The organism is Ensifer sp. CCNWLY38 (assembly GCF_037120565.1).
GTDB lineage: Bacteria > Pseudomonadota > Alphaproteobacteria > Rhizobiales > Rhizobiaceae > Ensifer > Ensifer adhaerens_H.
Window position 1 is genome coordinate 485,272 of record NZ_JBBBBO010000003.1, and the last position, 23,647, is coordinate 508,918.

25 protein-coding genes and 1 pseudogene are annotated in these 23,647 nt (G+C 63.1%); 11 read left to right on the plus strand and 15 right to left on the minus strand.

Features of this window, described 5'->3' with window-relative positions:
• Nucleotides 1–55: 55 nt before the first annotated feature.
• From V7S54_RS09305 to V7S54_RS09315, 3 genes are all read right to left on the minus strand, one after another.
• Nucleotides 56–388, minus strand: coding sequence for a tetratricopeptide repeat protein (locus tag V7S54_RS09305; protein WP_336408309.1), 333 nt, complete (start codon nt 386–388; stop codon nt 56–58).
• Nucleotides 389–418: 30 nt separating this feature from the next.
• Nucleotides 419–1,015: a flavin reductase family protein gene (locus tag V7S54_RS09310; RefSeq protein ID WP_065376845.1), complete on the minus strand. Its 597-nt coding sequence runs from the start codon at nt 1,013–1,015 to the stop codon at nt 419–421.
• A gap of 153 nt (nt 1,016–1,168) precedes the next feature.
• A complete protein-coding gene (locus V7S54_RS09315; RefSeq protein WP_065376846.1) occupies nt 1,169–1,777 on the minus strand; it encodes a superoxide dismutase in 609 nt (202 codons plus the stop codon).
• A gap of 167 nt (nt 1,778–1,944) precedes the next feature.
• On the opposite strand from V7S54_RS09315, the gene V7S54_RS09320 reads away from it, so the two are divergent.
• A complete protein-coding gene (locus tag V7S54_RS09320; protein ID WP_065376847.1) occupies nt 1,945–2,556 on the plus strand; it encodes a helix-turn-helix transcriptional regulator in 612 nt (203 codons plus the stop codon).
• A gap of 66 nt (nt 2,557–2,622) precedes the next feature.
• Here V7S54_RS09320 and V7S54_RS09325 read toward each other — a convergent pair whose 3' ends face one another.
• The 7 genes from V7S54_RS09325 to V7S54_RS09355 form a co-directional block, all read right to left on the minus strand.
• The gene (locus V7S54_RS09325) at nt 2,623–3,390 is read right to left on the minus strand and encodes a 3-hydroxyacyl-CoA dehydrogenase (RefSeq protein ID WP_065376848.1); all 768 of its coding nucleotides are present in this window, start codon (nt 3,388–3,390) and stop codon (nt 2,623–2,625) included.
• Between the two features lie 135 nt (nt 3,391–3,525).
• Nucleotides 3,526–5,292: a peptidoglycan D,D-transpeptidase FtsI family protein gene (locus V7S54_RS09330; RefSeq protein WP_065376894.1), complete on the minus strand. Its 1,767-nt coding sequence runs from the start codon at nt 5,290–5,292 to the stop codon at nt 3,526–3,528.
• 268 nt (nt 5,293–5,560) lie between these two features.
• Complete coding sequence (locus tag V7S54_RS09335; RefSeq protein WP_057251683.1) at nt 5,561–5,881, minus strand: FliM/FliN family flagellar motor switch protein; 321 nt, start codon at nt 5,879–5,881, stop codon at nt 5,561–5,563.
• 155 nt (nt 5,882–6,036) lie between these two features.
• Entirely contained in the window at nt 6,037–6,393 is a 357-nt protein-coding gene (locus V7S54_RS09340) for a hypothetical protein (protein WP_065376849.1), read from the minus strand.
• Between the two features lie 302 nt (nt 6,394–6,695).
• A complete protein-coding gene (locus tag V7S54_RS09345) occupies nt 6,696–6,965 on the minus strand; it encodes a hypothetical protein (RefSeq protein WP_065376850.1) in 270 nt (89 codons plus the stop codon).
• Nucleotides 6,962–7,750 (minus strand): DUF899 domain-containing protein, encoded by a 789-nt coding sequence (locus V7S54_RS09350; protein WP_336408310.1) that lies wholly within the window; start codon nt 7,748–7,750, stop codon nt 6,962–6,964. Before V7S54_RS09350 ends, V7S54_RS09345 begins: the two co-directional genes overlap by 4 nt.
• Nucleotides 7,751–7,932: 182 nt before the next feature.
• A complete protein-coding gene (locus V7S54_RS09355; RefSeq protein WP_065376852.1) occupies nt 7,933–8,829 on the minus strand; it encodes a LysR family transcriptional regulator in 897 nt (298 codons plus the stop codon).
• 114 nt (nt 8,830–8,943) lie between these two features.
• On the opposite strand from V7S54_RS09355, the gene V7S54_RS09360 reads away from it, so the two are divergent.
• The gene (locus V7S54_RS09360) at nt 8,944–9,930 is read left to right on the plus strand and encodes a cyclase family protein (protein ID WP_336408311.1); all 987 of its coding nucleotides are present in this window, start codon (nt 8,944–8,946) and stop codon (nt 9,928–9,930) included.
• 181 nt (nt 9,931–10,111) lie between these two features.
• Here V7S54_RS09360 and V7S54_RS09365 read toward each other — a convergent pair whose 3' ends face one another.
• Entirely contained in the window at nt 10,112–11,596 is a 1,485-nt protein-coding gene (locus tag V7S54_RS09365) for an MDR family MFS transporter (protein WP_065376853.1), read from the minus strand.
• Between the two features lie 197 nt (nt 11,597–11,793).
• Nucleotides 11,794–12,390: pseudogene (locus V7S54_RS09370) on the minus strand (ABC transporter permease); the annotation flags it as partial.
• Here V7S54_RS09370 and V7S54_RS09375 point away from each other — a divergent pair.
• Complete coding sequence (locus V7S54_RS09375; protein ID WP_327078090.1) at nt 12,298–12,738, plus strand: substrate-binding domain-containing protein; 441 nt, start codon at nt 12,298–12,300, stop codon at nt 12,736–12,738. The pseudogene V7S54_RS09370 and the gene V7S54_RS09375 sit on opposite strands and share 93 nt — an antisense overlap.
• A gap of 38 nt (nt 12,739–12,776) precedes the next feature.
• Here the strand turns inward: V7S54_RS09375 and V7S54_RS09380 are convergent, their stop codons facing one another.
• A complete protein-coding gene (locus tag V7S54_RS09380) occupies nt 12,777–13,508 on the minus strand; it encodes a pyridoxamine 5'-phosphate oxidase family protein (protein WP_065376854.1) in 732 nt (243 codons plus the stop codon).
• Nucleotides 13,509–13,587: 79 nt separating this feature from the next.
• On the opposite strand from V7S54_RS09380, the gene pdxR reads away from it, so the two are divergent.
• Nucleotides 13,588–15,021, plus strand: a complete 1,434-nt coding sequence (pdxR, locus tag V7S54_RS09385; protein ID WP_065376855.1) for a MocR-like pyridoxine biosynthesis transcription factor PdxR — start codon at nt 13,588–13,590, stop codon at nt 15,019–15,021.
• Nucleotides 15,022–15,039: 18 nt separating this feature from the next.
• Here the strand turns inward: pdxR and V7S54_RS09390 are convergent, their stop codons facing one another.
• Nucleotides 15,040–15,888 (minus strand): LysR family transcriptional regulator, encoded by an 849-nt coding sequence (locus V7S54_RS09390; protein ID WP_065376896.1) that lies wholly within the window; start codon nt 15,886–15,888, stop codon nt 15,040–15,042.
• A 97-nt stretch (nt 15,889–15,985) separates the two neighbouring features.
• On the opposite strand from V7S54_RS09390, the gene V7S54_RS09395 reads away from it, so the two are divergent.
• The 7 genes from V7S54_RS09395 to V7S54_RS09425 all read left to right on the plus strand — a co-directional run bounded on the left by V7S54_RS09395 (nt 15,986) and on the right by V7S54_RS09425 (nt 22,849).
• Complete coding sequence (locus tag V7S54_RS09395) at nt 15,986–17,296, plus strand: aspartate aminotransferase family protein (RefSeq protein WP_336408312.1); 1,311 nt, start codon at nt 15,986–15,988, stop codon at nt 17,294–17,296.
• A 364-nt stretch (nt 17,297–17,660) separates the two neighbouring features.
• Nucleotides 17,661–18,833, plus strand: coding sequence for an ABC transporter substrate-binding protein (locus V7S54_RS09400; protein WP_065376857.1), 1,173 nt, complete (start codon nt 17,661–17,663; stop codon nt 18,831–18,833).
• A 191-nt stretch (nt 18,834–19,024) separates the two neighbouring features.
• The gene (locus V7S54_RS09405) at nt 19,025–19,891 is read left to right on the plus strand and encodes a branched-chain amino acid ABC transporter permease (protein ID WP_065376858.1); all 867 of its coding nucleotides are present in this window, start codon (nt 19,025–19,027) and stop codon (nt 19,889–19,891) included.
• Nucleotides 19,888–20,892 carry a branched-chain amino acid ABC transporter permease gene (locus V7S54_RS09410; protein WP_442892547.1) on the plus strand — a complete coding sequence of 335 codons (1,005 nt, stop codon included), beginning with the start codon at nt 19,888–19,890 and terminating at the stop codon, nt 20,890–20,892. Before V7S54_RS09405 ends, V7S54_RS09410 begins: the two co-directional genes overlap by 4 nt.
• The gene (locus V7S54_RS09415) at nt 20,892–21,656 is read left to right on the plus strand and encodes an ABC transporter ATP-binding protein (protein ID WP_336408313.1); all 765 of its coding nucleotides are present in this window, start codon (nt 20,892–20,894) and stop codon (nt 21,654–21,656) included. The genes V7S54_RS09410 and V7S54_RS09415 overlap by 1 nt, the downstream gene beginning before the upstream one ends.
• Entirely contained in the window at nt 21,637–22,353 is a 717-nt protein-coding gene (locus tag V7S54_RS09420; RefSeq protein ID WP_336408314.1) for an ABC transporter ATP-binding protein, read from the plus strand. The genes V7S54_RS09415 and V7S54_RS09420 overlap by 20 nt, the downstream gene beginning before the upstream one ends.
• Nucleotides 22,354–22,555: 202 nt before the next feature.
• Nucleotides 22,556–22,849: a hypothetical protein gene (locus V7S54_RS09425; protein WP_336408315.1), complete on the plus strand. Its 294-nt coding sequence runs from the start codon at nt 22,556–22,558 to the stop codon at nt 22,847–22,849.
• Nucleotides 22,850–22,900: 51 nt separating this feature from the next.
• Here V7S54_RS09425 and V7S54_RS09430 read toward each other — a convergent pair whose 3' ends face one another.
• Nucleotides 22,901–23,587: a GntR family transcriptional regulator gene (locus V7S54_RS09430; RefSeq protein ID WP_065376862.1), complete on the minus strand. Its 687-nt coding sequence runs from the start codon at nt 23,585–23,587 to the stop codon at nt 22,901–22,903.
• Between the last annotated feature and the right edge of the window lie 60 nt (nt 23,588–23,647).

Genomic DNA, 23,647 nt, shown 5'->3' on the forward strand with positions numbered 1-23,647 from the left:
GTCTTATGGGGCTCGGCATCGCTGCCGGCCCCGCTCCACCCTCGTGATGGGCTGGCTATTCGTTCCTGTTGGCGGCGATGCACTGGCGTTCCAGGCGCTTGAGGAAAACGCCGATCTCCTTTGCCGCCTGCAGGTCGCCCCTCCGTTCGGCGACGACGCGACCTTCGCGCCAGACCTGGATCGCCTCTTCGAACCGGCCCAGCTTGTGCAGGATGGCGCCGCGCAGCTTCCACGCGGCGGAATAGTCCGGGTCGAAGGCGATCGCCCGCTCGACATGGGCAAGGGCAGTTTCGAGATCCGCCTCCTGAAGGCAGATGCTGCCGAGCGTGAAGCGCAGCAGGGCGTCGTCCTTGCCGTCCTGTAAGAGCTTTTCGAGCACTTGCCGCATTGCTGGCGTTCCTCCTACACGATCGCTGGTTCAGGCCGCAGGCTTGGTTGGGGCGAGGGTCGCATGTCCGTTGCCCGGCGGCGCCGGCAACGATCTAGTCCTGTCGAGAGACTGATATCGCCGGCGGCTCCAGATCAAGGGGTCGGCATGGATGGAAGTCTCGGTTGCGACAATTGTTCCGACGAACAGCATGTGATCCCCGACCTGCATCGAAGCGCTGAGCACGCAGTCGAGCGCAGCGGCGGCCCCGAGGAGCCTTGGCCGTCCGCTTGGCCAGTCGGCCCAGATGCCGACGAGGTAACGCTTGGACGCTTCGATCTTGCCGGCGAAGGCATCCGCGATCAGCTCCTGTCCCTCAGCCAGCAGGGCGAGCGAGAAACCCTCTTCAGTGGCGATCAATGTGGCGAGTGGACTGTCCGCCTTGATCGAAATGACGATTGATGGCGGGTTGGCGGAGAGCGAGAAGGTGGCGGTCACGGTTCGGCCGAGACTGTCTCTGCCTTTGCCGGCGCTCGCCACGCAGACGGTGGCGGCAAGATGCGACAGGGTGTCGGCGAACTCCGGTTTCGACACGGCCAGATCGGCGTGGGCGTCGATATCGACGGAGAGCGGAGATGTCTGGCGCATGGGTCTTGTTCCAACTGAGATAGCCCGTGGCGGCGGGGAGACGCCACGGGGTTTGCGGAAGCCCAGGCTCAGGCGGGGGGCGAGGGGCTGCCGCAAATTCTCTGATCAACCGCCCTGTGCGCTGGTTCCGGCGCCGCGGCGGTCTTCAGCCGGTCAGGCGGACTTCAGTTCCGCTTCGGCGAACTCGTAGTTGGCGAGCCTGTCGAGGAAATTCGAGGTGTAGTCCGGCCGGCGATTGCGGTAGTCGATGTAGTAGGCATGTTCCCAGACATCGAGGCCGAGCAGGGCCTTGCCTTCGTCGGTCGCGACCGGGTTGGAGCCGTTGGCCGTCTTCGTCACCTTGAGCTTGCCGTCGGTACCGAGTACGAGCCAGGCCCAGCCGGAGCCGAACTGGCCGGTGGCGGCCGCCTTGAAGGCATCCTTGAAGCCTTGAACGCTGCCGAAGTCTTCGGTGATCTTCTTTTCGAGCGCGCCGGGGATCTGGCCGCCCTTGGGCGAAAGGTTCTTCCAGAACAGGATGTGGTTCCAATGCTGGCCGGCATTGTTGAAGACCGGCGCCAGTTCCGCCTTGCCGTGGCTGAGACGAATGATCTCCTCGAGCGACAGGCCGGCAAGCGATGCGTCCTTCTCGACGAAGCCGTTCAGCGCCGTGACATAGGCCTGGTGGTGCTTGCCGTGGTGGAATTCGATCGTCTCGGCGCTCATGCCGTTTTCAGCGAGTGCTGCGGGTGCATAGGGAAGGGCGGGAAGTTCGAAGGCCATGATCAATTCCTTTGCGGGCGGGACACTCTCGACGGATCACTTGTCTGCGAATGGATGAGAGTGTATTTAGCAAGACAATTCTTTGTAAATCTGCGCGCAGGAATATGTCAAGCGATCACTTGTTAAATCCGGAGCAAAGCAGCGGCCGCACGCCGGGAGAGCGCATCATGCTGGCGCTGAAGCTGCATGGCCCGCAAACGGCGGCGGCACTGGGCAAGCGTCTGACGATTACCGGCGAGGCCGTCCGGCAACAGCTGGTTCGCCTTGCCGAAGATGGTCTCGTTCTGTCCTGGTCGGAGGCAAAAGGCGTCGGTCGTCCCTCGCAATTCTGGGGGCTGACCGCACTTGGACACGCTGAGTTTCCCGACACGCATGCGGAGCTGACCGTCCAGCTGTTGAGGACGATCCGGCAGACGCTCGGCGAGGCGGCGATCGATCGGCTGATCGCGGCACGGGAGAACGAGACGCGGGAGAACTATCGCGCCGCCATGACAGGCATGGAGAGCCTTCGTGAACGGGTGGACGTGCTCGTACGACTTCGGTCGCAGGAGGGCTATATGGCGGCCTACGAGGATCCCGGCGACGGAACGCTTCTGTTTGTCGAGAACCATTGTCCGATCTGCGCCGCTGCGACGAGCTGCCAGGGCTTCTGCCGGGCGGAGTTGAGCGTATTCCGCGCAGTGCTCGGCCCCGGGGTCGAGGTCGAGCGCGCCGAGCACATCCTTGCCGGCGCACGCCGCTGCGCCTATGTCGTCAGGATGGCCGATCAAGCCGCCTGAACTGCCTTGGTAAGGGCGTGGCGCCGCGCCCGGTTGAGTACGGGCGAGGCGCCGGTGCTGATCCTATCAGCGCGCGCCCATGCGCAGCGCGCCGTCAAGGCGGATGACTTCGCCGTTCAGCATGCGGTTCTCGCAGATGTGCTGCACGAGGGCGGCGAACTCTTCCGGTTTGCCGAGGCGCTGCGGGAAGGGCACGCTCTTGCCGAGCGAGTCCTGCACCTCCTGCGGCATGCCCGCCATCATTGGAGTCTCGAATATACCGGGGGCGATGGCGACGACGCGAATGCCGTAGCGTGCGAGTTCACGGGCGATCGGCAACGTCATCGAGACCACGCCACCCTTGGATGCGGCATAGGCCGCCTGGCCGATCTGACCGTCAAAGGCGGCAACCGATGCGGTGTTGACGATCACGCCCCGTTCGCCGTCCTCGCCCGGCTCTTCCCGCTGGATCGCCTCGGAGGCGAGCCGCAGCATGTTGAAGGTGCCGATGAGGTTGATGCCGACGGCGCGCGAAAAGCTTTCGAGGCGATGCGGGCCGTCGCGGCCGAGCACCTTTTCGCCCGGCGCGATACCGGCGCAGTTCACCAGTCCGTGGAGATGGCCGAAGCGATCCAGAGCTGCTGCAACGGCGGCGGCGCCATCCGCTTCGTTGGTGACATCCGTTTTCTGGAAGAGGGCGTTGATGCCGAGTTCCCCGGCCATCTTCTGGCCGGCCTCGGCGTTGACGTCGGCAAGAACCACACGGGCACCCTCGCCATGGAGCCGCCGCGCGACGGCTGCGCCGAGGCCCGAACCGCCACCGGTCACGATAAAGACTTTTCCATCGATCAGCATCTGAGGCTCCTCCCGTACCGGATCGTATCGAATAGGACATGGACATAGCCTTGCCGAGGCATGAAGCCAAGGGTGGCGGGTGCGGCGATGCGTCCGTTCCCGGTCCGCGTCACCGCCTCCTTTCCGCAAACCGCTTTAGAAGTCCGCCACCAGGTGCGGCTCGCGCTCAGGCCCAAAGCGGGGTTGGACGCCAAGGAAGGAACCGGCGCGACTGATGATCTCCCGGACGACGGGCGCCGCTGTGTGGGCCGCCTGACGGCCGCCTCGCTCGCCCGTCAGCGGCGCATCGACGATCGAAAGGACGATGTAGCGCGGGCTATCCATGGGAAAGCCGGCGAGAAAGGCGTTGAAATTGAGGTTTGTGGCGTATCGGCCATTGATGACCTTGTCGGCGGTGCCGGTCTTTCCTCCGACATGGAAACCGGGCACCTGGGCATGGCGGCCGGAGCCCAGCTGGCCGTTGCGGTTGTAAAGGTAGCGCATGTCGGCGCTCGTCGTCGGCTGCAGGACTTGCTGAGCCTGTGCCTTCGCCGTCTCGGGGGATCTCGGAAGGAAAGTCGGAGAGATCAGGGTGCCGCCATTCAGCAGAGCGGCAGCGGCGACGGCGGTTTGCAGCGGTGTGGTCGCAACGCCGTGACCGAAGGAGATCGTTACCGAGTTGATCTTCTTCCAGCTCCGCGGCTGCGTGGGCGTTGCCACACCCGGCAGCTCGGTCTCCATCTTGGAAAGAAGCCCAAGCTTGGTGAGAAAGGCCTGATGTCCCTCGATGCCGACCATGTCGGCGACCGCGGCGGTTCCGATATTGGATGAATACTGAAAGACCTCAGGAATGGTGAGGGGTCGATATTTTCCGCGAAAATCCTTGATGGTGAAGCCGCCCATGCGGATGGGGCGCGATGCATCGACCACGGAGTTGAGGCTGATCTTGCCGGCGTCCAGGCCCATCGCCAGGGTGAAGCTCTTGAACGTCGAGCCCATCTCGAACGTCGCGTTGCTCATCCGGTTGAACCAGCCCTTTTCATATTCCTTGTCGATATTGCCATCCGGCAGCGTGCGCGAAGGCTGGTTCGGATCGTAGTCGGGCACTGAAGCCATCGCGATGACTTCTCCGGTCTCCACATCCAGGACCACGGCGCCGGCGGCTTCCGCCTGGTAGTCGATCATGGCGCGCGCAACCGCTTCCCGAACGATGCTCTGAACGCGAAGGTCGATCGAGAGCTTGACCGGCTCGAGCGGGGTGTTGCCGGTCAATCCCGCTGCCCGGAGATCGGCAAGTCCTTGCTGATCGATGTAGCGTTCCATGCCCTGCAGGCCCTGATTGTCGACGTTGACGTGCCCGAGGATATGCGAGGCCGTCGATCCGCCCGGATAAAAGCGCCGCTTTTCCGGCCGGAAGCCGATGCCTGGAATGCCAAGCGCCAGTATGTCCGCCTGCTGGCGCGGCGTGAGCTGCCGCCGCAACCATTGGAAGGCGGTGCCGGATCGAAGTTTCCGGTGCGTATCACGCCAATCGAGATTGGGAATGACGGTCGCCAGTTTCTCGACGACTTCATCCGCATCGACGATCTTTCGCGGTTCGGCATAGAGCGACACCATGTTGACGTCTGTTGCCAGCAACTCTCCGTGCCGGTCGACGATGTCAGGACGGGAGGCCACGGCGTGATTGGCATAGTTGATCCACGCCGTTTCGACTGGTCTTTCCAATCCGTACTGGATCAGGCGGCCCATGATCACCAGAAAGATCACGGCAAACCCGGCGATGATGATGCCAAGCCGTTGCTTTGCCTGCGTTCTCCGGCCCAGGGTGATGCCGACGACCGCTCCGCTTTTGCCACTGACGTTTCGTTTCAGGGAAAAATGTGCCCGGCTTTTCAGCCGGACGGCGAGAGAGATCAATGTCATTCCGAACGCATCCAGATCTAAGCCACCCGAAGCCATGGGATCAGTCTGCCAGCCGGCACACCGAACAAGGCTCTCGGACGGGAATTAAAAGAGGATAGGCTTTGCCTGTGCGGCTAAAATTGTTCGGTATGTCCTAACAACCTATTAACTCTTGCGCGTCCTGGTTGTTGATCCACAGGCAATCGACGGACAACCGCGTGGAGACCGGATCAACGTACGAAGAAAAGGGCCTCCGCGTCTCTCCGGCGCGGAATGCGCGACGTTGAATCTAGCGTTGCGCGATCGGCGATATATCAATGATCCTGATGCCGACGGCGTTGCTGGATTCGTCATAGACGATTTCCCCTCGGCCGATGACCATGCCGTTGACCTTGAGTTCGACCGGATCGCCGAAATCGCGGTCGAGATGGATCGTATCGTCAGGGTGGAGTTTCGAGATCTGAGAGACCGTCAGCCTGGCGCGACCGATGACCGCCTCGATCGCCAGGGGGATGCCCTGGACCGCCCGTTCGCTCATCACCGAGCGGCTCTCGAGCGCAGGTCTCTCATCGAGTTCGACCAGTTCATCCTGTAGCTTCTTGTTAATCATTCTGCACCATCCAAAGCACTGATTCACGACTCTTTAACAAAGAGTTGCGCCAGTTCGCCCTGGGTGGCAACCGTGGCTAAATGGGGGTTCTTGCTGCCTCGCAAGCGAGCGTTAACAAACAGTTAACATCCACAACGCGTGGCCGGCATAAGGCCTCAAAGCGTCACCGCGTTCCAGTTTCCGTCCCGTTTTTGGAAACCGATCATCCGACGACCGTTCGGCAACTTGTCGCCGAGTCGCACGACATAGACGTAGCCCTCGTAAACCATCAGACCCTGATCACCGTTGCTGTAAAGGATCTCGAAGCTGGGCGGGTTAGTCGGGGAAGCGCCTGCATCTGCCGGAGCCCCTGACGGATTGATCGCCGCCACTTCCGAGGGAACGCCTTGGGGACCAACCAGATAGTATAGCGACGACGCAAGGGCGGCGGCGCAGAGGAGGGCGCTGACCAGCGATGGCACCAGGCGCAGCCTGAAACGTGTTGGCGTCGGCTGAGGTGTTGCAACACTCAAGTTCGTTTTCCCGATTCGATCAAATACTGCTATCGGAACCGTTCTCGCGCGGCATTACCCGGCAGCCGTTACAGACGATGCTGTTGGCGGACGGCCGGGTTTGCGTTGCGGAAGCCGTTCCCTGCTTCAATCCAAAGAGGTCACGACCTCTCAGAATCAACAGCATGCCCATTCGTCGATATCAGGGACATATGGTCCTGGTCGTTTCCACACCTTTTGAGTGTCTGCAACATCGGCCCCACTTCGCCTTCAAGTAGGGCCGATGAGATACCTTGCCCGGAGGATAAGTCGACCGGCCGCCTCTAGGCTGCTTTGCGCTTGCCGGTTTGGAGAAGCCGCAGCCATGGGGTCAGGTGGAAGACGCTCATGAAGATGTACATCACGGTCATCCCGCCGAACTGCAGTCCCTGCTCGCCGGCACATAACATCTGTCCGACATCGGCGCCCCATGCGCTGGTCGAAATCGCCATGAGCGCGAAGGTCGGCGACGCTGCGAGGGCGAGCCCATCGGCCGCCCTCCGTGCTGCCGTCCGGTGGACCTCCCGCGCGCCCGCAGAGAGGCTCGCGCTCATCGCACCGAGCTCGCGTCCTGGTTTCGCATCGCTGCCTCGCCGGCGTCCGAGATCTCGACCCAGCGCCGATCGGGCGCGGCGCCTTCGACATAGCTGTCGTTCCAGTTCCACCACTTGTAGGTCGGGGTCTGGGGATAGCCTTCGGGAGAGTCTTCCCAGACCTCCTGTCGGCCGAGCGGGGTGATGTCGAGATAATTCCAGGTGCCGCCCATCTGCTCGTCGCCGCGGTTGTTGATGAAGTAGGTACGGAACAGCCGGTCGCCGTCGCGGAAGAACACGTTGTGGCCGTGCCACTCGTCGACGCCGAAATCGAGGTCGAAGCTGTCGGTGATGGTGTACCAGGGCATCGTCCAGCCCATGCGCGCCTTCAGACTGGCGATATCGGCCTGCGGCGCGCGCGAGGCGAAGACCAAGGTGGTATCGCGGGCGTTGAGGTGGGAGAGATGCGCGACCTGGTCGGCGACCATGGAGCAGCCGCGGCAGGCGTGCTCGGGCCAGCCATAGACACCCGGCTCGTAGAAGGCACGGTAGACGATCAGCTGATGCCGGCCGGCGAAGAGGTCGAGGAGGCTTTCCTTGCCCTCGGGTCCCTCGAAGACATATTCCTTCGTGACCGCCATCCACGGCATGCGCCGGCGTTCGGCAGCAAGCGCATCGCGAGCATGCGTGTGTGCTTTTTCCCTGACGAGCAGGTTCTGGCGTGCCTCTTCCCAGGCCTGTTGCGAGACCACCTGCGGCTTCTGCATGGCGGGCTGGTCGGTTGCATTCTCGACTGTCTTGGTCATGGCTTTCAATCTCCTCGTTTTAGACGATGCCTGCGTCGCACGGGCGAGAGCGCCGGGATGCAGGTCATCGCGCCGTCATCGAGGGTAGTTTGGCACCGCGGATCAAATGGCGGGAGTAACAACTGTGACGGTATTAATTCGGGCGGCGCGATGGGGGCGTGTGGGCCGGCGACCGTTCAATCCTAGAGCCCGGCCAGCCGGATCTCGCCGGCGAAGAAATCGGCAAAGGCCTTTACCTTCGGCAGCAGCAATCGATTGGTTGGATAAACGATATAGACGCCGCGCTCAGCGAGTTTGTGTTGCGGCAGGATCCGTACGAGCTTGCCTTGGGCCAGGAGCGGGTTGGCGATGAAGGATGGCAAGGCGCCGATACCGATGCCGGCCTGGACCATCTCGCTCAACATCAGGCTGTTGTCGACGACGAAGCGTGCCGGCAGTTCGATGCTCGCCGTGCCGTTGGGACCTTCCACGATCCAGCTTCCCGGCTGGTCGGCGAGCCGGTAGCTGAGGCAATCGTGGTTCTTGAGCTCGCTCACGCTTGCCGGCATACCCCTGGCCGACAGATAGGCGGGCGCGGCGCAGATGATTTGTTCGACCTCGCCGAGCCGCTTGGCAATCAACGATGAATCCGCAAGTGCTGCGCGCACGCGGATCGAGACATCGAACCCCTCCGAGACGACGTCGAGCACGTGATCGTCGAGCGTCATGTCGACCTTCAACTGCGGATGCAGCGCCATGAAGCGGGCAAGCATCGGCGCGAGCACCGTCAACCCGAAGGAGAGGGGGGCGTTGATCCGCAGCCGGCCTTTGATCTCGCCGGCCTCGCCTGATGTCGAACGCTCCAGCTGGTCGAGTTCGTCGAGGAGCCTGCAGCACTCGGCGAAGTAACCACGCCCCGTCTCCGAGAGGCTCATGCGCCGGGTGGTGCGCAGAATGAGCACGGTGCCGAGGCGTTCCTCGAGTTGCCGGATCTGCTTGCTGATCGACGCGTTCGATTGTCTGAGCTCCTCGGCCGCCTTGTTGAAGCTTTGAAGCTCGACGACGCGCCGAAACGCGCGCATGGCGGCCAACAGGTCCATAATTTCTCCAGAGTAAAATATCTATTCTCCATATCGCTGATTATTCGCAATGCCGCCAGCAATAAGGTGAGCTCAGTTTCCTGATGTTCAGGCAATGCAGAAAAGGAGTTCACAATGTTCAACACTGCAACGCTCAGCCGCACAGTGGCGGTTACTCTCGTGGCCGGATTGCTGGGGAGCGCGGCCTTCGCGCAGGACGTCGGCAAGAGCCCCTGGGGGCCGAAGGACGAGATCGGGCGCCTCAACCTGATTACGCCCGCCTCGCGCGCTGCGATCCTGTCGCGCATCGAGGGTGCCAAGTCCTACGATCTCGCCGTGGAGTATTTCATCGGCATGCCAAGCTGGGAGGCGGCCGGCGACCCGCCATACCAGATGTGGATGACCCACACGCCGCACGGCACAATGGTCTCTGACCCGATGAAGGTCGGCAAGGAGATGAACCAGCACGTCAGTTACTCCGGCTCGGCGGTTTCGATGTACGCCCATATGGGCACGCATATCGATGCGCTGAACCACTTCGGCCTGAACGGCGAGATATGGAACGGCTTTGCGGCAGCCGATCACCTCGGAGACCAGGGCTGGACCGTCACCGGCGCGGAGAAATTGCCGCCGATCGTTGCGCGCGGCGTCCTGATCGATGTCGCGGCGGCGAAGGGCATGCAGATGCTGCCGGAGAACTACCGCATTACCCGCAAGGACCTGCAGGAGGCGCTCGACAGCCAGGGCGTCAAGCTCCAGCAAGGCGACGTGGCGCTGATCCGCACGGGGCGCATGCAGCACTACGAAGACAAGTCTGCCTACATGAGCAACCCGCCCGGGCTGAGCATCGATGCGGCGAAGTTCCTGGTCGAAGACGGCGGCGCAATGGTCGTCGGTGCCGACAACCTGAGCTTCGAAGCATTTCCGGCAGAAACTGAAAACAACTACATCCCGGTTCACACCTATCTGCTGGCCCAGCAGGGGGCGCCGATCATCGAGCTCATCAATCTCGAAGAGTTGTCGAAGGACCGGATTTATGAATTCGCCTTCGTTGGCGCGTCGCTCAAGTTCCGCGGGGCCGATGCCGCACCGATCCGTCCCGTCGCCTTCCCGCTGCGCTAGTCTCCGGGAGAGCGTTAGCGGCCTTTGCCAGAATGGCGCAGGCTAACGCAGAGCCCCCAAACGATCAAACGACGAAGGCGCCGCGGCAACTCCGCGGCGCCTTCGCTCTGTAATTGGGCGATCTGAAAACGGGCCCTGTCTCACCGATTGGCAAACGTCCGCGCCGCTTTCTGCGGCGCCTCTAATCGATGGCGGCGGGCATCTCCGTTTCGGCGCGGCCGCGCAGCGGCTTCTCCGGCATCAGATGGAACATCGCGAGCGACAGCACCATCGCCGCGGTGCAGGCGGCGAAAATATAGGCGAATGGCAGTGCCGAGGCGGTCGTGGCACGGATCGTCTGGATGGCTTCACCACCGAGCGGCAGGCCATTGCCGAGCGCGATCGCGCCGAGGATCGCGACACCAAGGGCGCCGCCGAGCGATCGCAGGAAGGTCAGAACGCCGGTTGCAACGCCGAGATGTGCCTGGTCGACGGCGTTTTGCACGGAAATGGTCGCGACCGGAAAGGTCATACCGGAGCCGAAGCCCGCGCCCGAGGTCAGCAGCACCAGCACCGATAGGGTTGTTCGCCCGGCGAGAGCCGCGAGCGCCGCCAGGCAGAGGAAGCTGAGGAGGCTGCCGACGAGTGCCATTCGCTTGTAGTGGACGAGGCGCGGTATCGTCCGCGCGCTGGTCGTTGCTCCGAACACGGTGCCGAGCAACAGGCCGAGCATGATCAGCCCCGAGCCACCGGCGGAGAGGCCGTGGAACGACTGCGCGTAGACCGGGAGATAGACCGAGAGGCCGACATTGGCGCCCTGCGCCAGAAACATCGCCAGGGTTCCGAAACGAACGATCGGATTGCTGAGCACTTCGAGCGAAATCAGGGGTTCGGTCACGCGCCGAAGGCGCAAGGCGAACGCGCCCCAAAGAAGCACCGAACAGCCGAGCAAACCGGCGATCGCCGGCGAAAGCCATGCATAGCGGCTGCCGCCCCAATTCAGCGCCAGCAGCAGAAGCGCAGTTGCAGCGACGAGCAATGTGGCGCCCGCTGCATCGATCCGGTGCGCCCTGGTTATGACAGGCAGTTTCTTCAACGGATTGCTGATGATCGCCAGGGCCGCAAGCCCGAGCGGGATGTTGATCCAGAAGATCAGCGACCAGTGGAGATGCTCGGCGAAAGTGCCGCCCAGCAACGGTCCGGCGATGCTTGCCACGGCCCATGTTCCGGAAATCCAGGCGGCATAGCGTGCGCGCTCGCGCGGCGGGACGAGGTCGCCGATCACCGTTTGCGAGAGGGCGAAGAGACCGCCGCCGCCCAGCCCCTGGACCGCGCGGCCGATGATCAGCGTCAGCATGTTCGGCGCCAGCGCGCTTATCAGGGATCCCGCAAGGAAGATGATCACGGCAGCGAAGATCGTCGGACGCCGGCCGTGAATATCGGAGATCTTGCCATAAAGGGGAGCCATGGCCGTCGCGGTCAGGAGATAGGCCGTCACGACCCAGGGCAGATAGTCGCTGTGTCCGAGCGCCTTGCCGATCGTAGGCATGGCGGGGGCCACGATCGTCTGGTCGAGTGCGGCCAGAAGCATGGCGAGAAGGACACCCCCGATGATGACGTTCTTTTCCGGCTCCGAGAGAGAGGGCGCCGTCGCGGTCGTTTCATTCGGGTGACGTATCTCATTCATGCAGGCGGTCCGATGCAGTCATTTCCACTTTGACGAGAGGCATTCAGAATGCTTGGGCGCGCGATAGTCAACCGTCCCGGCGATCAGGACGTCCAAACCCGTCGATCCTTCGTGGGCCGGGGCAAGCGGGGCGGCGGTCGCCGAGCGGCGTTGTCGAACAGGTTCTGGTCGGCGCCGCGCTCTGCGGCGCGCCCGGGCTAGGTGCTTCGGTGCCGCGCCATCAGCTTGGCCTGAAGCACGACCACGACGAGCAGGAAGGCGCCGCGGATGACCGATTGCCAGTAGGCGGAGAGCGAAATCCAGCCGAGACCGTTTTCGAAGTTCAGGATGTTGAACACCATGGCGAGCAGCAGAGCGCCGGCCAGCGTTGCTCCGATCGAGCCCGAACCGCCTGACAGCAGCGTGCCGCCGACGACGACGGAGGCGATGGCGAAGAGCTCCCAGCCCACGCCTTCGGTCGGTTGGCCCGCGCCGAATTGCGAGGCGAGGATGACGCCGGCAAGACCGGCGAGTGTGCCCGAGGCGAGATAGACGCCGGTGAGCGCGCGTTCGACTTTCAGGCCCATCAGACCGGCCGTCGCCTCACCGTCGCCGATTGCCAGGATATGCCGGCCAATCGGGAGCTTTTCGAGCACGAGCCAACCGATGACGTAGGCCGCAAGCGCGATCCAGGCGGGGATCGGGAAGCCGAGGAAGTCGTCCTGGCCGATCAGGCGCTCGCCTCCGCCGATATCGCCTTCGACGAGAGGCTTGTGCGGGATGGCGACTGGCTGCGATTGCGCGGTTACGAGGCCGGGCTGGAATTGCTCTCCATGCCAAATCCGCCGACCGCCATCTTCTGCGGCAACGATCTTATGGCGATCGGTGTCATGGAAGCGGCGCAAGAAAAGGGCCTGCGCGTGCCCGCCGATCTTTCGGTCATGGGCTACGACGACCAGGAACTGGCGCGCTACACCCATCCGCCGCGCTCGACGCTCGTGCTGCCGAACTACGAGATGGGGCAGCGGGCCGCCGAAATCCTGATTGACATGGCGATCCACGGAAAACACATGCGTCCGATGACCATAAAGGTCGACGGACCGCTGGTGGTTCGCGAAACCACCTCCGGCTGGCCCGCCCGGGCCGCGCAGGCGAAGCGATAGAGCGGCGCAACGCTTCCGGGAAACAGGATAGAGCGTCGTTAGCCGTCCGCTTCGTTGGCATAGGCGGCGAGATAGGCTTCCGTTAGCGCCTCTTCCAACGGGCGACCCGATCGATACGGAGAAAGCGAAGCCGGCCGCACTAAGTCGACGTCCAGGCGCGGGCAGCGTTCAGGCGCGCCAAGAACCGTGTGCACGGGCAGGCGCTCCGCATAAACAGGCAGGTCGTAGTCTTCCTCATCGTCGGCGATACCCTTGGCCCTGATCTTTGCCGAGGCGCGTTCGATTTCCATGACGATGACAGCGGTCGCCTTGATCTCCTGAGCGGTGCTCGGGCGCAGCGTCGCGGTGCGGTCCGGAAAGAACCGATCCACCATCATCGTCAAGGCGTGCAGTTTCTCCTCCTGGTCCTCGACCAGGCGGGCGGTTCCGAAAGCCATGACCGAGCGGTAATCGGCCGAATGGTTGAAGCCGGAGCGGGCAAGCACGAGGCTGTCGAGGTGTGTGACGGTCAGGCAGGCCGGCTCGCCCGCCGACAGGTTGCGCAGCATCCGGCTGGCGCTGCTGCCGTGCCAGTAGAGGCGCCGCCCTTCACGCCAGAAGAGCGTCGGTGTGCAGAAGGGCTGGCCGTCGATGACATAGGCGACGTGGGCGAGTGCCGCCGCGTCGAGTAACTTGTGCACGGTCTCGTGGTCGTAGAAGCCGCGATCATGGCGACGCTTGACGCGGTTGACCGTATCGACGGGGTAGGCGGGCGTGGAATGTTCGGTCACGGCTGGTTCCTTTCAGGCTTGCGTCCTGAAGGTTTGCATGAGCAGATTGGTTTGAAATAGGTCCACTTTTGCTAGCCGTATGCCAACCACTTCTCTTCCAAGACAGGGATCGGCCTTCCCGCCGATCGAACTCGATCGCTCGATCCGCAACCAGGCGCTTCGGGTGCATAGCGGATTACGCAGCGCCATCGTCGACGGACTGCTGGCGCCCGGATCCCGTCTGCCGTCGAGCCGCGAACTTTCCGCCCAGCTTGGCATAGGCCGCAATATGATCGTTGCGGCCTATGAGCACCTGGTGAGCGACGGGCTCATCGAGGCCCGCCACGGTTCGGGTACCTATGTCTCGTCCAGTTTGCCAACACCGCCGTCCATTGTGGCGGCGCCGGATATCCCGCTGGCCTTCGGCAGCCGGAAACCCTTCGCGCTCGGGCAGACGCATGTGGAGCCGGCTTTTCTTGCGCGGCTGGCTGCGGCCACCCGGCGCCATATCGCCGAGGCGAGCGTCAACGACCTTGCCTATGGTGACCCGCGTGGCAGCTTGCATTTGCGGCGACAGATCGCAGATTTCCTGGCCGTCAACCGAGGCATCCGCTGCGATCCAGGCTGTGTGGTGATCGTCAGCGGCACCCAGCACGGGCTGAGGCTCTGCGTCGACGCACTGCTTGATCCGGGAGATTGGGCTTGGGTCGAGGAGCCCGGCTATGGCGTGTCGCGCGCAACCCTCATGGCGGCAGGTGTGCAGCTTGTGCCTGTGCCGGTCGACGGAGCGGGGATCGATGTTGCGGCGGGTCTTGCGCGAAACGCTCGCGCCAGGGCTGCCTATGTCACTCCTTCGCACCAGTTTCCAACCGGCGTGAAAATGGCGATGGACCGACGCGCGGCGCTGATCGAATGGGCTGACGCGACCGGCGCCTGGATCTTCGAGGACGACTATGACAGCGAGTTCCGCTATTCAGGTCCCCCGCTGACGGCGCTGGCAGGGCTTGCGCCGGACCGCGTCGTCTATCTAGGGACCTTCGCCAAGACGCTGTTTCCGGGATTGCGGCTGGGTTACCTAGTGGTACCCCCGGGAGCATTGGAGCGGGTCCTCAAGCGGCGCGCCGCCTTCGACCGGTTCATGCCGGTTTTCCTGCAGAACGCCGTGGCCGATCTTCTGACGGATGGAACGGTTGCGTCGTATCTGCGCAGGAGCCAGACGCGCTATCGTGTCGCCCGCGACGAACTTGCTGAAATTGTCAGCGCCACGTCCTGCGGGATGCTGTGCCCGGATGTCCCGGAACAGGGCCTTCACATGATCGTCCGGCCGCGCGACGGGCTCGCGCCGGGCCTGTCGCAATTGATCCGGGCGGAAGCGAAAATCGACGCGGTGCTTCTGTCCGAAACCTTTATGGAGCGAAGCGACGCCGAAGGCCTCATCCTCGGGTTCTCAGGATATGAAGCCGGTGCCCTGCGGGCGGCAGCCATGCGCCTGGGAACGGCCGCGCTCAAACTGGTCGACGGCTCTCGGCGGTGACCAACCCACGCGACACCTTCAAATGGTGGGCAACACTGCCCGTACGTGGTCCGCGAGCGCCTTTACCGTGGATGACGGGCGGGGTTCGGAAAATTCGAGCGCGATGCCGATCGTCGGGAGCTTGGGCAATCCGGCCGAAATGATGTGCAGATCGGAGGGAACGGCGGTTCTTGTCAGGACGCTGATTGCATGGCCGGAGCGGGCAAATGCGATGAGGCCGGCGAGGCTGTTGCTTGCAAAGGCGACGCGGTACCGGCGATTGACCGCCTCCATCGCGTCGCAGGCTGCCCGGTAGTCGAGTGTCGTCGGGGCTGACAAGGCCAGGGGCAGGGCGGCACGGTCGAGGATCTCCGGTTCCGCAGCCTTGCCGACCCAAACGAAGTCTTCGGTTCGAATGACCTCGCCGTTTGAAACATCGGCGATGGAAGCGAGTGCAAGGTCGATTTGCCGCCGCAATAACATTGGGCGCAATTCCGTGGTCGGTGCGCAGACCATGCGCAATTCGACCTCCGGGTGCTGATCGAGAAAACGCTCGATGATCCCTGGGAGAAAAGCGATGGAATAATCCTCTGGACAGCCGAGGGAGACGGAACCTTTGAGGCCCTTGCCTTCCATCTCCGCCAGGATCTCATCGTGCCCGGCGAGAAGATGTTCGGCATGGGCCAGCAGCTTTTCACCGGCTGCGGTCAGCCGCACGCCCGATCCGGTGCGATGGAAGAGCGCCTGTTCGAGAAAGTCCTCCAGCCGCTGCATTTGCATGCTAAGCGTCGATTGCGTTCGCCCGACCTGCTGGGAAGCAAGGCTGATCGACCCAGTCCGCGCGATGACGGCGAAGTTTCGAAGCAAGGCAAGATCGAGATTTCTCATGATATCAAGATATTCGATACCGGAGTGGAATACTATCAATTTGCCTGAGGCCATAGCTCCCATTAGCCATTGAGAACCGCCAATGAGGAGCAATCTGATGTCGCTGAATTCCGATCCTGCTTTCTGGGCCTCCGCCAACAAACACCTCACGCGCTACGGGGCCGGTTTCGAGGCGATCATCGTGGAGCGGGCGGAAGGAAGCTTCGTCTATGATGCGGACGGTCGCGCCGTCCTGGATTTCACCTCCGGACAGATGAGCGGTGTTCTCGGCCATACTCACCCTGACATCGTTGCGACCGTCGACCGGCAAATGCGGACCGTCGCCCATCTCTTCAGCGGTATGCTATCGAGGCCCGTCGTCGAGCTCGCCACGCGCCTTGCCGCGCTTGCGCCGGGGCTCGACCGGGTTCAGTTGCTGACAACGGGCGCCGAATCGAACGAGGCGGCCATTCGTATGGCGAAGCTGGTGACCGGCGGCCATGAGGTCGTCGCCTTCGCGCAGAGCTGGCACGGGATGACGGGAGCCGCCGCCTCGGCAACCTATAGCGCCGGCCGAAAGGGATACGGTCCTGCCGCCGCCGGCTCGTTCGTGATACCGGCGCCGAACGCCTACCGGCCGCGGTTCACCCACCCGGATGGCAGCAATGATTGGCAGACGGAACTCGACGATGCGTTCTCGTTGATCGATCGACAGTCGACCGGCAGCCTCGCGGCGTTCATCGCCGAACCGATTCTTTCGAGCGGAGGCATCCTCGAACTTCCGCCGGGGTATCTCGCAGCACTCAAGCGCAAGTGCGAGGAACGGGGCATGCTGCTCATCCTCGATGAGGCCCAGACGGGGATCGGTCGGACCGGTCATATGTTCGCCTTCCAGCGCGACGGGGTGACGCCCGACATTCTCACCCTGTCAAAAACTTTGGGCGCCGGACTGCCGCTTGCGGCCGTCATGACGACGGCGGAAATCGAGCAAAAAGCCCATGAGAGAGGCTTCCTCTTCTACACCACCCATGTCTCGGATCCGCTGCCGGCGGCGGTCGGTGTAACGGTGCTCGACGTGGTCGAACGTGATGGCCTGGTCGAACAGGCGATTGCGCGCGGCGAGCGGCTGCGCAAAGGTCTTCTGTCGCTTCCGCAAAGGTTCGAATGCGTCGGCGATATCCGGGGGCGCGGCCTTCTCCTTGGGCTCGAAGTTGTCGCTGACCGGCAGACGAAGGCTCCGGGTTTCGAGCTGGGTGCGAGGGTCATGGAGGAGGCGATGCGGCGCGGTCTCAGCATGAACATCGTCAAGCTCCCTGGGATGGGCGGCGTCTTTCGCATCGCTCCGCCGCTGACCGTTTCGGACGGTGAGATCGATCTTGGGCTGGAGATCCTGTCGGCTTCCATCGACGCGGCCATGCGTGCCGGCTGAACGCGCTCGCGCAGACTTTTGTTTCATCCCAGGATACCGCCAACCCGCATCGGAAACCTGATGCGGGTTGGCCTGTCCCGCTTGCGGGTTGAAGCATGGCGCCGAAACCATCATGGACACGACCCTCCGGCGGATGGGAGCCGCCCCGTCATTTTGTTCTCGTTGACGCGGAGCGCATCGCCGCTAAATACGCTGCCGGCGGCTGGAGCTGATCTCGCAGGAAACATAACTCCTCGATTATGATTTTGGCCCCATATTTCATTTTTACATCACCGTTTGGCATGGCAAGTTGATGCCTATCAAATCAACGGGGTTTGTGAGGACGATGCGGGTTCGGGAGCGATCGGCGTCGCAGGGAGGAAACATGAAACGGATGATCCTGGCTGCGGTCGCGGCTTTGGCAATGAGCGGCGCGGCCTATGCCGACACGATCAAGATCGGTGTTGTCGGGCCATTCTCCGGTCCGTTCGCGCTTCAGGGCAAGAACTTCAAGGCCGGGATCGATGCCTATATGGCGCTGAACGGCAGCAAGGTCGGCGACGACGATATCGAGATCATCTATCGCGACGTGCCGCAGGCCGATCCGGCCCAGGCGAAGGCGCTGGCACAGGAACTGGTGGTCAAGGAAGGCGTGCAATATCTCGCCGGCTTCTACTTCACGCCGGATGCCATGGCGGTAACGCCGCTGCTTACCCAGGCGAACGTGCCGCTCGTCATCATGAATGCGGCAACCTCGGCGATCGTCACGAAGAGCCCGCTCGTCGTGCGCACCTCGTTCACCACCTGGCAGACCTCGACGCCGATCGCCAAGGTTGCCAAGGACGCCGGCGTTTCCAAGGTCATTTCGGTCGTCAGCGATTACGGCCCGGGCGTTGATGCCGAGAACGCCTTCAAGGCGGGTTTCGAGGCGGCCGGCGGGCAAGTGGTCGAGGCGATCCGCATGCCGCTTGCCACCAATGATTTCTCGCCGATCATGCAGCGCATCAAGGATTCCGGCGCCGAGGGCGTCTTCGCCTTCCTGCCATCCGGCCCAACGACGCTCGGTTTCGTCAAGGCCTTCAAGGAGAACGGTCTGAAGGACGGCGGCATCAAATTCTTTGCGCCCGGCGACCTGACGCAGGAATCCGACCTGCCGGCGCTCGGCGAAGCGGCACTCGGCATCCAGACGACCTTCCACTACGCGGTCTCGCACGACTCGCCGGAGAACAAGGCCTTCGTCGAAGCCGCCGGCAAGGCGATCGGCAACCCGGCCGAACTCTCGTTCCCGTCGGTCGGCGCCTATGACGGCATGCATGTCATCTACAAGATGATCGAGGCGACCGGTGGCGAACAGGATGCGGCCAAGGCAGTGGAGGCCGTGAAGGGCCTCGCCTGGACAAGCCCGCGCGGTCCGGTCACCATCGATCCGGAATCGCGCCACATCACGCAAAACATCTACCTGCGCGAAGTCGCCAAGGCCGATGACGGCACCTACTACAACAAGGAAATCCAGACCTTCGAAAAGCAGGGCGACCCCGGTCTCGCTGCGCTGAAGTAGGCAACCTTGGCGGGCGCAATGCGCCCGCCTGGTGCCGATCCGTATGTAGATCGGCCGAACACGTGCCTGAGCAGCGCAATGTGCCCGAGCACCTTGCGGCAGTCGATGGCGCCAGCGCGCCGCTCTGAGCATATAATGTCGCCCCGAATCCGGCGCAGCAAAAACTGGAAGAAAGGGCAACGGATAGCCCCATGCAAACCGTCCTCAGCATTGCGATCGATGCCCTTGCCTATGGCATGGTGCTCTTCGTCATCTCCATCGGCCTTTCGGTCACCATGGGCCTGATGCGCGTGGTCAATCTGGCGCATGGCGCCTTCGCGATGATCGGCGGCTATATCGCCTCCTATGCGGCGCGGGATCTCGGTCTTGCCTATGGCTTTGCCGTGCTGCTTGCGATCTTCGGCACCATCGTCATTGCCGTGCCGATCGAACGGCTGCTCTACCGGCGGATCTATGGCGCGCCGGAACTGACCCAGGTGCTGATGACCATCGGCATCACCTTCTGCATCATCGGCATCGCCAACTATGTCTTCGGTCCGACCCTGAAGACCGTGCCGCTGCCGAGCGAATTGCAGGGGTCGGTCGACCTTGGCTTCCGGGCGATCGCCACGCACCGCATCTTCGCAATCCTCTGCGGCCTCGCGGTTTCCGGCGGCCTCTGGTACGCGATCGAAAAGACCGCCTTTGGCGTGAAGCTGCGCGCCTCGGTCGACAATGCGGCAATGGCCGCCGCCCTCGGGGTGCGCACGGAGATCGTCTATGCCGTGAGCTTTGCTGTCGCCGTCGGGCTCGCCGCTTTCGGTGGCGTCGTCGGCGCGGAGTTGCTTCCGGTCGAGCCGTACTATGCGCTACGCTACATGGTGACCTTCCTCGTCGTGGTCTCCGTCGGCGGTGCCGGTTCGATCCCAGGCGCGCTGATCGCCTGTCTGCTGCTGGGCGCGATCGATACGACCGGCCGCTACCTCATGCCGGAATTCGGCGAGTTCTTCTTCTATCTGGCCGTGATCGCGATCATCTGCGTCTTTCCTCGAGGGCTTGCCGGGAGGGCCAAGGGATGACCATGACGACGACGAACGACATGATTGCGGCATCACCCGTGCGCCGGCGGTTCGGCGGTGGAGACCTCATCGGTTTGGCGATCATCCTGCTGGTCGCGGTGATCGGCTATTTCCTGTTTCCCAACAATCTGGCACTTTTGACCCGGATCATCGCCGCCGCACTTCTGGTGCTGTCGCTGGATCTCGTCACCGGCTATTGCGGTGTCGCGACGCTCGGGCACGCTGCCCTCTTCGGCGCCGGAGCCTATGCAGCGGGTATCGCGTCGGCGCATTACGGCATCAGCGATCCGCTTGCCATGCTGGCCTTCGGTATCGTGGCCGGTGCGGTGGCCGGGCTCGTCTGCGGCGTCGTCATCCTGCGCGCCCATGGTCTGCCGCAACTGGTCCTGTCGATCGCGCTCATCCATCTCTTCCATGAGTTCGCCAACAAGGCGTCCTCCTGGACCGGCGGCAGCGATGGCCTCTCGGGAATCGCTCCGACGGCGCTTCTCGGGCTCTACGAGTTCGACCTCTGGGGGCGCACCGCCTACGTCTTCGGCGTCGTGCTGCTCGCCGTCGTCTTCGTGCTGTTGCGGCTGATCGTGCGTTCCCCCTTCGGTATGCTGTGCCGCGGTATCAAGGAAGATCCGGTCCGCATCCGCTCCATGGGCGCGTCGCCGAAGATCGCGCTGACGAAGATGTACGTGATATCCGGCGCCGTTGCCGGCGTCGGCGGGGCGCTGAACGCGATCTCCACCCAGGTCGTCGGCCTCGACAGCCTCTCCTTTACGATGTCTGCCGAGAGTCTTGTCATGCTTGTGCTTGGCGGCACGGGATCGCTGTTCGGCGCGCTGACGGGCACGGTGGTCTTCATGTTTTTCGAGGACGTGGTCTCAGCCGCCAATCCCTTCCATTGGCTGACCATGGTCGGTGCGCTGTTGATCGCCGTCGTCTTGTTCGCGCCGAAGGGCCTCTACGGCACCGCGGCCGCCTTCGTTGCCCGCCGCCGGGAGGCCAAGTGATGCAGCCGATCTTCGAAGTCCGCAATTTGAAGCGCGCCTTCGGTGGCCTTGCGGTCACCAACGATGTCAGCCTCAGTATGGCGCCGGGAGACCGGGTGGCGCTGATCGGCCCGAACGGTGCCGGCAAGACGACGTTCGTCAATCTCGTTACCGGCAACCTTCGGCCTGACTCAGGCGAAGTGCGCATCGCCGGCGCGCCCGTGACCGGCGTCGACGCGATTGGCCGCGTTCGGCGCGGGCTTGTGCGCTCGTTCCAGGTGACGCGGCTTTTCGCCGACATGACGCCTGCTGAGCACGTTGCGCTTGCCGTGCTTCAGCGGAGCGGCCGCGCAGGTCGCCTCTTTGGCAACTTTCTCGGCATGTCCGATGTCATGGGAGAGGTACAGGAACTTCTCGGCAAGCTTGGCCTCAAGGAACTGATGCACCGCAAGGTAAGCGAGATCGCCTATGGCCAGCAGCGACTGCTGGAGATCGCCGTCGCCCTGGCGTTGAAGCCGAGGGTGTTGCTGCTCGATGAGCCCGCCGCCGGCGTGCCGCAGAGTGATACTGGCCGCATCGAACAGGCGCTGGCTGATCTGCCTGACGATCTCGCCGTGCTGATGATCGAGCACGACATGGATCTCGTCTTCCGCTTCGCCAAGCGCGTGATCGTGCTGGCTGCGGGTGCAATCATCTTCGACGGCTCGCCAGCGGACGTGACGAAGGACGCACGGGTGCGGGAAGCCTATCTGGGGAGCTATGCGAATGCCAGCCACGCCGCTTGAGGTGGAAAACCTGTCCGCGGGCTACGGCCCGACGCGCGTGCTAGAGGGCGTGTCCTTTGCCGTTCCGGCGGGTGCCCGCCTCGCGGTGCTCGGCCGCAACGGCATGGGCAAGACGACCCTGCTTGCGACCCTTGCCGGCCAGACGCGGCGCTATGACGGACGCATCCGCATGGGCGGCACGGATGTGACCGGGCTGCCGAGCGCCTCGCGCGCCATGCAGGGTCTCGGCTTTGTGCCGCAGGCGCGTTGCGTCTTCCCGACGCTTACCGTCGAGGAGAACCTTTTCGTCGGCCTCAAGAACCGTCCGAAGAGCGCCATCCAGGAAGCCTACGACATGTTTCCGCGTCTCCATGAAAGGCGACGAAATCTCGGCAGCCAGCTTTCCGGTGGCGAGCAACAGATGCTGTCGACGGCGCGCTCGATCCTCGGCCGGCCTTCGATCCTGCTTCTCGACGAACCGCTGGAGGGGCTGGCACCCGTCATCTGCGAGGAACTGATGAAGGCCTTCGCCGAACTGGCAAAGACCGGCGACATGACCATCCTGCTCGTCGAGCAGCGCATCCAGAGTGCGCTCGATTTCGCCGACCGGGTCATAGTGCTCGAACGCGGCCGCATCGCCTGGAGCGGAACGCCGGATGCGCTGGCGAAGGATCATGGCGCGGTTGAGCGGCTATTGGGGGTCGGCGGCCTTCACTGACCGTCCGACGCGATTCTTTCCTGGCGGAGCTTGTCCACGCCGCGGTGGTGCGGGCAGGCAAAAGCGATGTCGAAAACTTAACTAAAGTACCAGTTCCGGAAAGGTGAATTTAGCAACGACTCATCTTGTAAAGGTTGTGCGCGCAATGGTTGCGAATTGCCCAAATGCGCTACGCCGGGCTGGACTTTACAAGGAGGGAAGTATGTTTGGTGGCATAGGTAAGGCGATCAGCTCGATCGCAGTGACGAAGAAGATCCCGTTGCAGAGCATCAGCATGGCGCAGTTGAACGCCGTGAAGAATCTGCCGAGCGCCCTCACCGGCCGGAGCGGACTGCCGGGATTGGGTGGTCTCCTCTCCACGTTCTCAAGTGCGGATTTGTTGGCAAACAAGAACATTACGGCGAACCCTGCGCTGCGAGACGCTCTTCTGGCCCTGCAGAAGCAGGCAGGGACCGGAAACGCAAAGGCCGTTGCCAGCGCATACTCGAAATTCTGACCGGCGCGAGGCAGCGCCGACGGGGCTCTCTTGCATCGGCGGCGTTGCCTGCTACACGGCGTCGCGCACCCTTTCCCAAGCGTTCATCAGATGGCGGCCGAGCACCTCGGAAAGCTTCGCCTTGTCACGGGCTTCGAGCGCCACCACCATCTCCTCATGCTCTGAGACGGCCGCGGCCCATTTTTCCGGTCCCTCGTGGCCGATGAAGCGGATGCGCTTCAGCCGCGTCTGCAGAACGGAATGCATATCGGCCAGCGCAGCATTTGCTGCGAGCTGAACGATCGCCGAGTGGATCTGCTGGTTGAGTTTGTAATATTGCAGCCGATCGCCCGCCTTGTAGCGGCGCACCATCTCGTCGTGCAGCGCGCGCACCTCGGCAATACCTTGGTCACTCGCTGCCTCGCAGGCGAGCTTGCCGGCCAGTTCCTCCAGCGTCTGCAGGACCGTCAGCATGTCGTGCACGTCCTTTGCGCTGAAGCGCTTGACGACGGCACCGCGGCTCGGAACGAGCTCCACCAGCCCTTCGCTTGCCAGATACTTGATGGCCTCGCGTAGCGGCGTGCGCGACACGCCGAGCTGCTCGCCGAGCTGGCCCTCGTGCAGGCGGGTGCCGGGCGACAGGTCGCCCTCGATGATCATGTCGCGCAGGTGGCTGACCAGAGTGTCGTGCAACGCCGTGCGTCTGATCGGACCCGGGCCGCCATCCGGCCGTCTTTCCAAGGATGTGATTTCATTCATCGTTTTTGCTTCTGCACCTGGCGACTGGGTGTCGACCGTCTGTTCCCGTTCGCGCCGATT